Source organism: Segatella sp., assembly GCF_977051555.1.
Window position 1 is genome coordinate 37,842 of the sequence record NZ_CDRSSE010000010.1, and the last position, 13,997, is coordinate 51,838.

General features: G+C 42.3%; 11 protein-coding genes. 9 read left to right on the forward strand and 2 right to left on the reverse strand.

Annotated features, from left to right (window positions below; all coding sequences use genetic code 11):
• The first annotated feature begins 36 nt into the window (after positions 1-36).
• From ACWJAO_RS04095 to ACWJAO_RS04110, 4 genes are read left to right on the forward strand one after another with little or no spacing between them, the layout of a single operon-like run.
• Entirely contained in the window at positions 37-1,527 is a 1,491-nt protein-coding gene (locus ACWJAO_RS04095) for a DUF262 domain-containing protein (RefSeq protein ID WP_449139346.1), read from the forward strand.
• An 8-nt stretch (positions 1,528-1,535) separates the two neighbouring features.
• Positions 1,536-3,602: a GmrSD restriction endonuclease domain-containing protein gene (locus ACWJAO_RS04100; protein ID WP_050758599.1), complete on the forward strand. Its 2,067-nt coding sequence runs from the start codon at positions 1,536-1,538 to the stop codon at positions 3,600-3,602.
• Positions 3,603-3,630: 28 nt separating this feature from the next.
• Positions 3,631-4,197: a hypothetical protein gene (locus ACWJAO_RS04105; protein WP_449139347.1), complete on the forward strand. Its 567-nt coding sequence runs from the start codon at positions 3,631-3,633 to the stop codon at positions 4,195-4,197.
• Positions 4,178-5,221, forward strand: coding sequence for a radical SAM/SPASM domain-containing protein (locus ACWJAO_RS04110; RefSeq protein WP_449139348.1), 1,044 nt, complete (start codon positions 4,178-4,180; stop codon positions 5,219-5,221). The genes ACWJAO_RS04105 and ACWJAO_RS04110 overlap by 20 nt, the downstream gene beginning before the upstream one ends.
• Positions 5,222-5,423: 202 nt before the next feature.
• Here ACWJAO_RS04110 and pepI read toward each other — a convergent pair whose 3' ends face one another.
• Entirely contained in the window at positions 5,424-6,311 is an 888-nt protein-coding gene (gene pepI / locus ACWJAO_RS04115; protein ID WP_218417589.1) for a proline iminopeptidase, read from the reverse strand.
• A 54-nt stretch (positions 6,312-6,365) separates the two neighbouring features.
• Positions 6,366-7,556 carry a PDDEXK nuclease domain-containing protein gene (locus tag ACWJAO_RS04120; protein ID WP_293630136.1) on the reverse strand — a complete coding sequence of 397 codons (1,191 nt, stop codon included), beginning with the start codon at positions 7,554-7,556 and terminating at the stop codon, positions 6,366-6,368.
• 201 nt (positions 7,557-7,757) lie between these two features.
• On the opposite strand from ACWJAO_RS04120, the gene ACWJAO_RS04125 reads away from it, so the two are divergent.
• From ACWJAO_RS04125 to ACWJAO_RS04145, 5 genes are all read left to right on the forward strand, one after another.
• Entirely contained in the window at positions 7,758-8,360 is a 603-nt protein-coding gene (locus tag ACWJAO_RS04125; protein WP_449139349.1) for a riboflavin synthase, read from the forward strand.
• A gap of 270 nt (positions 8,361-8,630) precedes the next feature.
• Positions 8,631-9,500 carry an electron transfer flavoprotein subunit beta/FixA family protein gene (locus tag ACWJAO_RS04130; protein ID WP_117663769.1) on the forward strand — a complete coding sequence of 290 codons (870 nt, stop codon included), beginning with the start codon at positions 8,631-8,633 and terminating at the stop codon, positions 9,498-9,500.
• 13 nt (positions 9,501-9,513) lie between these two features.
• On the forward strand, positions 9,514-10,536 hold the full coding sequence (locus ACWJAO_RS04135; RefSeq protein ID WP_449139350.1) for an electron transfer flavoprotein subunit alpha/FixB family protein: 1,023 nt from the start codon (positions 9,514-9,516) through the stop codon (positions 10,534-10,536).
• 35 nt (positions 10,537-10,571) lie between these two features.
• Positions 10,572-12,275, forward strand: coding sequence for an acyl-CoA dehydrogenase family protein (locus tag ACWJAO_RS04140; RefSeq protein WP_449139351.1), 1,704 nt, complete (start codon positions 10,572-10,574; stop codon positions 12,273-12,275).
• A 291-nt stretch (positions 12,276-12,566) separates the two neighbouring features.
• A complete protein-coding gene (locus ACWJAO_RS04145; RefSeq protein WP_449139352.1) occupies positions 12,567-13,901 on the forward strand; it encodes an ATP-binding protein in 1,335 nt (444 codons plus the stop codon).
• Positions 13,902-13,997 lie beyond the last annotated feature (96 nt).

Consider the following 13,997-nt stretch of genomic DNA (forward strand, 5'->3'; position numbering starts at 1 on the left):
ATGTTGGTAACTATGTCACAAAAAATATAATATACAATGAGCAACTTAACATTATCAATAACAACCATCGGTGATTTACTTCTTCGCCAGAAGATAACGAATGGTGATAAGCCCATAGAAGATGTTAGCCTCAACATCCCTATCTATCAGCGACCATATAAATGGACAGCACGCAATGCCATCCAATTGCTTGATGACATCATCGAAGCGATGAATAGCAACAAAGAAAAGTATAGAGTAGGCACTCTCATCTTGCACCAGCAAAAAGGAGACCGTTATGACATTGTAGATGGGCAGCAACGTACCATCACATTCTCTCTATTATTAACTGCATTAGGCGATAAGAATATCAGTTTCTTACAGCAGTCAGTTTACAACAATGAGCATAACTGTCGTAATATTCCAAACAATTATCAGGCTTTGTGTCGCCGCATAGGTAAGAAGTCTGAAGATAAAAATGATGAGCACGAGAAGGAAAAAGAAAGATTGAAAGGGTATATTGAAAATAATTGCGAACTGATTGTTGTAATTACAAAAGATATATCAGAAGCTTTCCAATTCTTCGATTCTCAAAATGCTCGTGGCAAGGCTCTCTACCCTCACGACTTGTTGAAGGCATATCATCTACGAGAGATGGCAGGTGTAAGCGAAGAAGAAACAGAAAAAATTGTCAAAGGATGGGAACAAGTCTCCCAAAGCAACTTGGCTAATATTTTTGGCAACTATCTCTATCGCATCAAGGAATGGGTAAATGGTAACAAAGCTAATGTACTCAATGAACATAACATTCAAATGTTCAAGGGCATTACTCGTTATGCCAAAACTCCTTATGCCCAGTTCTTCAAGGCAGCATATTGCTATGCCGACATGGTAAATTCATCTGCAATGCCATTTGTATCAGGCATACGTAACATCAACGCTTTCCAATTGAATACACCAATCATTGCAGGTAAGCCTTTTTTCGAATATACCAAACATTACTATAACATCTTGAAAGATATTCAAGACAATAGTAAGTACGAAGGTTTTTACATCAACGACAATGAGATTGTAAAGACTCTCGATAAATATTTCAAGCGAGGAACGGGGAATGGCATAGCACGTTTGCTGTTTGACACATCAGTCTTGCTTTACGTAGATCGGTTCTGCCCTGAAACTTACCCATCCAAGGAAGATCTGGCACAATTTGAGCAATTCGTAGTCTATGCCTTCATTTGGGCTTACTCTCTGAGAGCACAATATAGAAATTTGGGCTGGTTGTCTGCGCAGAATTACATTATGGGCGAAAGCAACAAATTTGGTATCATCAATGGCTTTAACATGTACCAATTAATTGCTCGACAAGATTCCCCAACATCCCTTCTCAGTGCCCTTGCCGACAAATTATGTTCTCTATCAATCGGAGACATATATGACGGTAGAGTACTTGAAAGCAGCAGTACTAGCAAAAATATAGATGCCAAAGATGAGAATGAAATTTCTTGCAATTACCTCTATTTCTTCAAGGAAAATGGATTTTATAAATAATGACAAGCATGAAAGATTTATCACATATTCTGAAAGAATGTTCTGTAAAAGACATCTATTATGTCAATAGTGGAACAGTTACCTACTACAAAATTCCCATCTATCAGCGTAATTACGCCTGGGAACGAGATGAGATTTCTGCATTAATAAAGGATATCTATGACTCCATGGTCATAGACAAGCCTATATACTATATCGGAACACTTGTAACCTTTAAACGTGACGAGAATGTATTCGAGGTTATAGACGGACAACAACGTCTTACTACAATATACATTATCCTCACTGCTATGGGCGAGAAGGTTACCAACAAACTTGCATATTCCTCACGCAAAGCTTCTACTCAAACCATAGAAGTCATGTCTAAGTTTGAGAAAAATAAGGAAGTAAAAGATTCTGATTTTGGGGAGGAATATGACCTTGGCATAAAGAATGGCTATAACTTTGCCAAAGAAGCACTAAAGGAAATAGTAGGTGAAAATCAAGTTGATATGGACAAATTCAAGGAGTATTTTTTGAACCATGTGCATATCATACATTATCGTGTGCCTAAGGATGTTGAGTTGAATCATTATTTTGAAGTAATGAACTCTCGTGGCGAGCAACTTGAAAAGCATGAAATTGTAAAAGCCAAATTGAGTGATCAACTGAAGAATGACAATAAAGCGATGGAAAAGTTCTGCAAAATTTGGGAGGCTTGTAGCGATATGAGTTTCTATATCCAACAAAAGTTACCTAACATGACTGAGATATTCGGTAAAGATATGAGCAACTTCAAGTTGGAGAGATTTGACGATTTTCCTATTGCGCCACAACAATTAGACAACTCCTTTGGGATGAAGACAATAGAAAAACTACTCGATATTCCTGTAAAAAAGGAAAAGGAGGTGAGCGAAATTGACTATAACGATTCGTTCCAACCAATCATTGATTTTCCAAATTTTCTGTTGATTGTTCTCAAAATTACAAGAATGCAAGAGAAAGATTTTAATCCATCAGACTTCACACTCGATGACAAGGAACTTATCAATGAGTTTGACAAAGTCAAGCTCACTCCAGAATTTGTCAAGCAGTTTGCCTATAACCTGCTATTGGCAAAATATTATCTCGACAACTACATGGTGCACCACATAAATGGTGAAGATAAAGCCATTGAGAATCCTTGGAAACTACAATATTACTGCAAGAAGGGCAAGTCTGCCTACATGGCAGATTTGATTGACAATGACAAGTCTAAACAAAGAGAGTTGGTTCATCTTTTATCTATGTTTGAGGTGGCATTTACAGCCAAGCAACGCAAGAACTATCTCTTCTACTGCTTGTTGCACCTATTCCAGGACTGGAATGAAGATAACTATTTGAAGTTCGTGAGAAATTTAGCAGACAAGTACTTCTTCGATGTATATTTGGATGCAAACAAACTGAATGAAAGAAACCAGCCAAAGCCAAATAGTTTCGATGAAACCATCATTCGAAATGGCAAACAGAGTGTTGAATTGGAAAATGTGGATCGTCCCTTCGATGATGTCTATCCCAAAGGTTCAAGCAATATACCTCTCTTTGTATTCAACTATACCGACTATAGATTGTGGAAGAAATACGCAGAAGAATTGCGAGGAAACAGAGCCAAGAAAGGTTCAAAAGCTAGAATTGAATTCTTTACCGCCTTGGGATGCAGCGACTTTGGCCTTGATACATTTGACAATTTCTATTTCTCTCGAACTCGCAAAAGCCTTGAGCATTACTATCCTCAGGCAAAAGCTGGAGAAGATAAGCCTATCACATCAGAAGAGATAAACTGCTTTGGCAATTTTGCCATGATTGGTTCCGATGCCAATAGTTCTGGCTCCAACTGGAATCCTATAGATAAGAAGAATCGTTATCTTGATTCCAAATCAAATCAAGTAAGCGTGGCTTCCTTGAAATTTAGAATCATGCTACAGATGTGTCAAGACAATTATGATGAAGGCATTAAAAATGGTATCAAGCGTGAATTTGGATACGAGTGGAATGCTGAAGATATGCAAAAGCATCAGGAAAAGATGCTATGCATCATCATGCAACCAACGCACTAGAATTACGCAATTTAAATAGGAAGGAAATATGAAACATTCATTAAACAGAGAAGAGCTTATTGAGCAGCTAAAGGAACTAGCTGCTCAAAAGCTGCCAACGTATCTGGCAAATCACATGGGAGCCATGTGCTATGAACCTTCGATGATAGATAGTTTTTCCACAATATGCCAACATTGCCATCGTCCATTGACCTATCAAGCTTTCCACAGTGATGAAGAAATGTTCAACTCCATCATCAAAGAGATAAAAGATTTGGGATATGATGCGTCTCTTGAAGTAATATGTGGTTCATGCGCCCTAGAAGCGAAGGAAGAAGCAGAGTTTTTCGATTTACCATTTACTTCCGAAGATGATATCTGTGAGGAAAATGCGTACCATCTTTTCTGCTTCAAGGCAAAAAGCGATAAAGACTATCATCAAGCTATAACTGATATGGAATCACTTTATGACTATCAAGCCGTATTGGCATTCTTAAAAGGAGAGTCTTATTTTGAAGATAGTTATGACCGCTACCATAGCATCATGGATGAGCAAGATACTATCAAGAGAATGACAGGAATAGGAATAAAAGAAAATGATAGCAATGAAGAATAGCATACCCATTCTTCCAAAATCTGTTGCTTTGGAATTGACATATAAATGCAATCACCATTGCTTGTTTTGCTCATGCCCTTGGTATGCGCCTAACTCTTCATATCCATTAGGAAAGGAACTATCCACCACTCAATGGAAATGGGTAATAGAAAAACTATACGACTATGGAGTAAAGACATTTTCTTTGTCTGGCGGAGAAGCATTGCTAAGAGAAGACCTTCATGAAATCATAAGGCACATCAGAACAATTGGTAATCAGAGGAAAATAGATTATCCCATCATACTCATCTCCAATGGAAGACTCATGAATGAAGAACATCTCAAATTCTTCAAGGAAATGAATGTTCATCTTAGCATGAGCCTTCCTGGCTACCAATCATTTGAAGAGCATACAGGAGTTGCTAATGCAGATTATGTGTTAGAATGCTTTTCGAAAGCTAAAGAAATCGGCTTAGAATGCACAGCAAACATTACTGTTACGAGAAAGAACTATTATGAATTGTTCGAGACCATATCGCTTGCCATCATCAATGGTGCATCCGATATTCTTCTCAACCGTTTTCTGCCTGGTGGACGTGGTTTGAAATATATGAATGAACTTTGCCTTTCCACAGAGCAAATCAACGGAATGCTTGATACTGCAGAAGAAGTACTAACACTAGCTAATCGCTATGGAAATGTGGGTACAGAAATACCAAAGTGCATCATAGCTTCTGCTAATTCATACAAAAGAATACATGTAGGGTATTTATGCGCTGCGGCAAAAGGATTCTTCGTTATTGATCCAGCAGGACAAATAAGAACCTGCAATCATTCTCCTCACATCGTAGGAAATGTATGCGAAGAACCTTGGATTAAGGATACAGATTATTGGAACAAATTTACATCCCGCTCTTATCAACCTACCTTCTGCAATGATTGTTCAACTAACCAGCATTGTGATTGTGGATGTAGAGAAGTAACCGATATTTTAGGACTTGGTATCAATGGAATTGAACCCAACTTAACTCTCAAGAAACAATAGTTTCTCTATAAAAGTGCCGATAGTGGTGCCAAAAGTCGTTTTTTAAAGCACTTTTGGCACCACTATCAGCACTTTTTCCATTAATTTCATCCAATCAATTGGACGGTTTTATGCTTATTTTATCCAATCAATTGGACAAAAAGAGAGTCAACCTCTCTGATACTGACAATGGAATCATGAAATAAAAGGGGAAAGTGCCAAATCACTTTCCCTCTTTCTCCTCCATCCATTCTTCCAACACCTTGCAATATTCATCGTTTTGCTCGGCAAATGGCATGTGTCGGGCTCCTACGAAGAGATGCCACTTGGAATCTTGGATACCATCATAAAGTGTCTTTGCTACCAATGGAGTACAGAGGTCGTTGGTGCCACTCATCACCAAGCAAGGCACTTGGATTTCGCCCAGTCTGTCGGTGTAATCATAATCACGGAGCGTACCAGTAGGAGTGTATTCATTTGGTCCCCAACCATGGAGATAAGCCTCAGCACCAGCACGCTTCTTCCGGCGAAGACACTCTGGACTATCCTCCGTCACCTCACCGGCACAATGCAGGAGCATGAAGTGTTCATTCGCCTTGGCATACGCCTCGCTCGAAAAGTCATCCTTCGCCTCAGCCTCAGCGATGGCACGCTGGTCTTCCTCCGACATAAACTTAATCATGCGATGTTGCTCACTTGCCCAAAGCTTGCTGCTCGAAAGAGTGCTGCTGAGGATGGCTGACTTCACGCCCTTTGCTTGCTTCTCTATCAGATAGATGATGGCGAGCATGCCACCCCACGACTGTCCCAAGAGATGAAAATGGTCGATGTGGAGATAGTCGATGAGCACACAGAGTTCGTTGAGCCAAGTCTCAGGAGTCCAGAGTTCGGGATGTCCCTCCACAAATGAGTTGCCACAGCCCAACTGGTCGTACATGATGACAGCTCTACCTGATTCCGCTACCCTATCCAATAGCTCGAAATAGTTGTGGGTACTGCCTGGTCCACCATGCAAGAGGATGATAGGGCTCTTACCCTCCTCTGTTTTACCTACGATACGATAATATGTTTGATAGCCCATGAAGGGCATATATCCTTCCTTGATTTCCATTGTCTTCAAATGTTTTTATTGTTACCTAAACTGTGTTATCTAATTTTGCTGCTCCTATACCTTATTATATAGTCCCTCATTTTCCTTACGCAAGAACTCTGTCATTCGTTCCTTTGAAGGCACATTGAGTTGATACTTGGAGATAAACACACTCTCATCCAAATCAAGCAAAGAATACTCTGCCATTTCCTGTCCTACTTCCGAGCAAAGGAGAATACCGATTGGTGGGTTATCATCTGGCAGCATGATATTCTTTCGATAGTAAGCAAGATACAGGTGGAGTTGGGCGGCATCGGCATAGTTCAAACGATTCGCTTTCAATTCGATGATGACATGGCGTTTCAATATCCTATGATAGAAGACAAGGTCTGCCTTGAAATAGCGGTCGTCAATCAACATTTTCTTCTGACGCTCCTCAAAACAGAAGCCCATACCAAGCTCCAAGATAAAGTCTTGAAGATGGGTGATGAGGGCTGTCTCCAAGTCAGACTCTTCCACTACATCCTTGGCTTGTAAACCCAAAAATTCAAAGGTAAATGGAGACTTGATGTCAAGGGCGAGCGTATCTGTCTCAGCCTTGCCTTCCACCAACTTCGCCAACGCTTCAGGCTTTTGACTCCATCCACTGCGGAAATAATAGTTGGAATCAATCTGGCGTTGCAATTCTCTAACACTCCAAGTGCCACGAATTGCCATCGTCTCGTAGAAAGCACGCTCCAGAGGGTCAGTAATAGAAAGCAATAGCGACAGATGCGAAAAGGACATTTTATTGAATAACAATTCAGGCTTTGTCTGTATTTCTTTATCAACCAACGTCGCTATTGGCAATTTGGCAGACACCGTCTGCATTTTTCCTACATTCTGACTAACAGACAGTTGGAATTGTGCAGACACTGTCTGCACAATTGACGGCAAAGACAAAACAAAATGCTTAATTTGGTCATTCAACGCAGGATAGGTCAAATAAAACTTTCGATAAATATTTAGGCTTCTATAGCTGAAAGTCTTCTTGTCTTTCAACTTCTCTGCCAACTTCTTCAAAAGTTGCTCACCATACTTAGCTCTATCAGCTCCCTTCTGCTCATACTCCACAATATAATAGCCCGTCAACCAAGCCTTGGCTGTGACGTGGCGATTAATCACTAAGCGAGCATTGTTCTGCAATACATCTTGCGTTTGCTGAATATGGGCTACAAGACCATCGAAGTCATTGTTTTGCGACATTTGGGTTTCATTATTCTTCATATTCGGTGGAGTTTTGGAAAGACATGTATATCACATTTATCATGTGCATATATTATAATGTGCAAAAATATAAAAAATATGGCAATTAAACAAATATATCTTGCTTATTTTATCAAAAGAACTTAAATAATTTGGCTGTTTCTAGCTAATGCAATATCTTTGCATTCTAAATAATAATGAAACCAAATAAAAATAGAATATATGTTTAGCGGAATCGTAGAAGAAATGGCCACCGTAGTGGCGATTAAGCAGGATAAGGAGAACATCGACTTTACGTTGAAGTGCTCTTTCGTAGATGAACTCGGCATCGACCAGAGTGTGGCGCACAACGGCGTCTGCCTCACCGTGGTGGAAATCAAGGACGGTACCTATACCGTTACCGCCATGAAGGAAACCCTGGACCGCAGCAATCTGGGACTGCTCAAGGTGGGCGACAAGGTGAACGTAGAACGTTCTATGGTGATGAACGGCCGTCTGGATGGTCATATCGTACAGGGACACGTGGACGAGACTGCCAAATGTATCGCAATGAAAGACGCAGATGGCTCTACTTATTTTACTTTCGAATATGAGCTCAACAAGGAAATGGCTAGAAAAGGCTATTTCACGGTCGACAAGGGCAGCGTTACCGTTAACGGCGTTTCGCTCACCGTCTGTGATCCTACAGACAACACATTTACCGTTGCCATCATTCCTTATACCAGAGAGAATACCAACTTCTGCGATGTCGAAGTGGGAACGGTAGTGAATATCGAATTCGACATTCTGGGCAAATATATCGCTCGACTCAAGAGTTTTGAATAAGTCAGCAAAGTTAAGTACGGACGTTCTAAAAAACTTGCACATTTCTTGCGTTTTGCGCACAAAGCAAGACCAAATGTGCATTTTTTTTATAAAATATTTGCGTAAGCCATAAAAAAGTGTTACTTTTGCCACGTGTTTTGTCCCAAATTGAACATTGGACAGTAACTTATTAGACGATAGCAAGTCTGACAATCGCACTAGACGACGTACAACTTGAGTACTGAGCACTAACAAACTTAGGAAATTATAACAATAACCATTTTTAAAAATATGAGTTTAAAAATCGTAGTACTTGCCAAGCAAGTACCTGACACAAGAAATGTGGGTAAGGATGCGATGACCGCCGAAGGCACAGTAAATCGCGCTGCCCTTCCTGCAATCTTCAATCCTGAAGATTTGAACGCATTGGAGCAGGCTCTCCGTTTGAAAGAGCAGAATCCAGGTTCTACAGTTGGTATTTTGACTATGGGTCCTCCACGTGCTGGCGAAATCATCCGCCAGGGTCTTTATCGTGGTGCTGATACGGGTTGGTTGCTTACCGACCGTCTCTTTGCCGGTGCTGATACACTGGCTACTTCTTATGCCCTTGCTACTGGTATCCAGAAGATTGGTGACGTTGACATCGTGATTGGTGGTCGCCAGGCTATCGATGGTGATACAGCTCAGGTAGGTCCACAGGTGGCTCAGAAGTTGGGATTGAACCAGGTAACCTACGCTGAGGAAATCCTCAAGGTAGAGGATGGCAAGGCTACTATCCGCCGTCTCATTGATGGTGGTGTGGAGACTGTTGAGGCTCCATTGCCATTGGTTATCACTGTAAACGGAAGTGCAGCTCCATGTCGCCCATGCAACGTGAAGCTCGTGATGAAATATAAATACGCTACCTGCCCTATGGAGCGCAAGGGTGATGAGCCTTGGGCTAATCTCTATGAGGAGCGCCCTTACCTCACTCTGAACCAGTGGAGCGTTGCCGATGTTGACGGCGACCCTGCACAGTGCGGTTTGAGCGGTTCACCTACCAAGGTGAAGGCTGTGAAGAACATCGTGTTCCAGGCAAAGGAGAGCAAGACCTTGACCAGCAGCGATGAGGACATCGACGGACTGATGAAGGAATTGTTGGACGAAAGTATTATCGGATAAATTTGAAAAGACAATGAACAACGTATTTGTATATTGCGAGGTAGAAGGCACAACCGTTGCCGAAGTATCTCAGGAATTGCTCACCAAGGGTCGTAAGCTCGCTAACCAGCAGGGCGTGGAGCTCCATGCCATCGTGGCAGGTACTGGCATCAAGGGCCAGGTAGAGGATCAGATTCTCCCTTATGGTGTAGATAAATTATTTGTTTTCGATGCTGAGGGATTGTTCCCATACACTTCAGCTCCTCATACCGACATTCTCGTCAACCTCTTCAAGGAGGAGAAGCCTCAGATTGCACTGATGGGTGCCACCGTTATCGGTCGCGACCTCGGTCCTCGTGTTTCTTCTTCCCTCACCAGCGGTTTGACTGCAGACTGTACTGAGCTCGAAATCGGTGATTACGATGACAAGAAGAGTGGCAAGCACTATGAGGGTCTGCTCTATCAGATTCGTCCTGCTTTCGGTGGTAACATCGTGGCTACCATCGTCAACCCAGACCACCGTCCACAGATGGCTACTGTCCGCTCTGGCGTAATGCAGAAGAGCATCTACGAGGATGAGTGCAAGAAGGAAGTTGTTTATCCAGAGGTAAGCAAGTATGTTCCTGCCGAGGACTTCGTAGTAAAGGTACTCGACCACCACGTTGAGGCTGCCAAGCACAACCTGAAGGGTTCTGCCATCGTCGTAGCCGGTGGTTATGGCGTAGGAAGCAAGGAAGGTTTCGACCAGCTCTTCGAGTTGGCTCATCTCCTCCATGGTGAGGTAGGTGCTTCACGTGCTGCCGTAGATGCAGGTTGGGTAGATCACGACCGTCAGATTGGTCAGACGGGTGTTACCGTTCATCCTAAGGTTTATATCGCCTGCGGAATCTCTGGTCAGATTCAGCACATCGCCGGTATGCAGGATTCAGGCATCATCATCTCTGTGAACAACGACCCTGATGCCCCAATCAACAAGATTGCCGACTACGTTATCAACGGCAATGTTGAGGATGTGGTTCCTAAGCTCATCAAGTACTACAAGCAGAATTCTAAGTAATCTGCATTACACATTATTTAAATAAGAAAAGTAAAATGGCTAATTACTATAGTGATCACCCTGAGATTGAATTTCATCTCAATCACCCATTGATGAAGCGTGTTGTTGACTTGAAGGAGCGCAACTACGCTGAGAAAGACCAGTTTGAAGATGCTCCAGTAAACTACGAGGATGCCATCGAGAACTACAAGCGATTGCTGGATATTACCGGCGATGTAGCTGCTAACATCATCGAACCAAACTCTGAGGATGTTGACCTCGAAGGTCCACACTTGGAGAACGGCCGCATGATTTATGCCAGCAAGACATTCGAGAACCTCGATGCTACCCGCAAGGCTGGCCTCTGGGGCTTGTCTATGCCTCGTCGTTACGGCGGTTTGAACCTGCCTAACGCCATCTTCTCTATGGCTTCAGAGATCATCGCTGCTGCTGATGCTGGTTTCCAGAACATCTGGTCTCTCCAGAGCTGTATCGATACTCTTTATGAGTTCGGTTCTGAGGAGCAGCGCCAGAAGTACATTCCTCGCATCTGCGCAGGCGAAACCATGAGTATGGACTTGACTGAGCCTGATGCAGGTTCAGACTTGCAGCGCGTGATGTTAAAGGCTACACAGGACGAGGACGGCACATGGCGTCTGAATGGTGTGAAGCGTTTCATCACCAATGGTGACTCAGACATCCACTTGGTTCTGGCTCGTTCAGAGGAAGGCACCAAGGACGGTCGTGGTCTTTCCATGTTCATCTACGACAAGCGCGATGGTGGCGTAACCGTTCGTCACATCGAGCACAAGTTGGGTATCCACGGTTCTCCTACCTGCGAGTTGGTTTACAAGAATGCCAAGGCAGAGCTTTGCGGTAATACCCGTCTCGGTTTGATCAAGTACGTGATGGCTCTGATGAACGGTGCCCGTCTGGGTATCGCAGCTCAGAGTGTAGGTGTTGAGCAGGAGGCTTATAACGAGGGCTTGGCTTATGCCAAGGAGCGTGCTCAGTTTGGTGAGAAGATCATCAACTTCCCAGCCGTATACGACATGCTTTCAAGAATGAAGGCTAAGTTGGATGCAGGCCGTTCACTCCTTTACTGCTGCGCTCGCTACGTAGATATCTACAAGGCTTTGGAAGACATCGCCCGCGACACTAAGCTCACTCCAGAGGAGCGTCAGGAGATGAAGAAATACACCCGTCTTGCTGATGCGTTCACTCCATTGGCAAAGGGTATGAACTCAGAGTATGCTAACCAGAATGCATACGATGCTATCAGCATCCACGGTGGTTCAGGTTTCATCATGGAGTACAAGTGCCAGCGCCTGTTCCGTGATGCCCGCATCTTCTCTATCTACGAGGGTACCACTCAGCTTCAGGTAGTAGCAGCTATCCGCTACATCACCAACGGTACTTATCTCAGCATCATCAAGGAGATGTTGGAGAGCGAGGTATCAGATGATCTGAAGGCATTGAAGGAGCGTGTAGCTAAGCTCGTAGATCTTTACGAGGCTGCCATCAACAAGGTGAAGGAAGCCAACGATCAGGCAGTTCACGACTTCTTGGCTCGCCGTCTCTACAACATGACAGGCGACATCGTAATGTCTCTCCTCATCCTCGACGATGCAACCAAGGCTCCAGAGATGTTTGCCAAGAGTGCCAATGTTTATGTTCGCATGGCAGAGGAGGAAGTTCTCGGCCATTCAGCATACATCCAGAACTTCAAGGCAGAAGATTTGGAAAGCTTCAAGGCGTAAGACATTTATAAGAATAAGATAATTTTAAAAAGTCCGTGGACAAATGAATGCTCACGGACTTTTTGTATTTTATATCAATATAGTTTAGCAATCTCTAGAATACAAAATTACGGGGGAATAGAACATTTTTACTTAAAAAAAAATCGGGGGAACAGAACATTTTTACTTAAAAAAAATCGGGGGAACGGAATATTTTTGCTTAAAAAATTTCTGGGAATTGAACTTTTTTCATATATCCATCTCATTTTCAGTTATTTTTCGTATCTTTGCAGCAAAATAAAAGAAAGGAATATGGAACAAAGAATATTTAAACGCAAAATATATGATAAGATTCTCAAATGGAAAGAAGAGAATCATGGTAAGACTGCCCTTTTGATAGAAGGTGCTCGTCGTGTGGGGAAATCGACGATCGTAGAAGAATTTGCCCACAAGGAATACCAGTCATGCATCATCATCGACTTCAATAAAGCAAGAAAAGAAGTGAAAGAGCTTTTTGAAGACTTGATGGACCTAGACTTACTCTTCCTCAAATTACAGCAAATGTATCACGTAGAATTGATTGACAGAAAATCTGTCATCGTTTTCGACGAGGTACAGCAATGTCCCTTTGCTCGCCAAGCCATCAAATATCTTGTGCAAGATGGTCGCTACGACTATATTGAAACAGGATCGCTAATTAGCGTAAAAAAGAATACACAAGGCATTACCATTCCAAGTGAAGAAGACAGAATAGAAATGTATCCCCTGGATTACGAGGAATTCAGATGGGCTGTCGGCGACCCTACATCCATGAGTATTCTTGCTAAGTTTTGGGAGAAAAAGACACCTTTGGGTGCAGCACATCGGGAAGCTATCAGAAACTTGCGTCTCTATATGCTAGTAGGTGGTATGCCACAAGCCATCAACATCTATCTTGACACCAATAACTTGAGCAAGGTCGATGAGAAGAAACGTAAAATTATCAAACTCTACGAGGATGATTTGCTAAAGATAGACCCATCTGGGCGAGCATCCAAAATGTTTCTATCCATACCAGCTGCGCTCTCTCGCAACGCTTCACGTTATGTTCCTTCTTCTGTAATCGGCAAAACAAACGAAGGAAAAATGATAGAACTGCTCAAGACATTGGAAGACAGTAAGATTATAAACATGGCGTACCACGTAGACGATCCAAATGTTGGGATGCCGTTGAGCACAAACTTTGATAAGTTCAAAATGTTTGTAGCTGATACTGGTTTGTTTGTAACTCTTGCATTCTGGGACAAGTCATTTACAGAGAACATCATCTACACCAAACTTCTAAACGACAAGTTGGCAGCCAACTTAGGGTACGTATATGAGAATCTTGCCGCTCAAATGCTTGCTGCTTCTGGAAACAGGCTCTTTTACCATACATGGAAAATGGACGAAAAGCATTACTTTGAGATAGATTTCCTCATTTCACATGGCAATAAGCTATGTCCAATCGAAGTAAAGTCCTCTGGTTACAAGACTCATGCCTCGCTCGATAATTTCTGCGAGAAATATTCGAAGGTCATAGCACAACGCTATTTGGTCTACAATAAGGATTTACAAAAAGATGGAAACACATTGTTGACACCTTTTTATATGGTACCATTCATCTAAGGAAAGTCCGTGAACAATTTTTTGTCACGGACTTTTTATATTCATTTTACAAGCAAAGTTCAAACAACCGTTAAAAAACAAGCCTAAAAGAAAAAT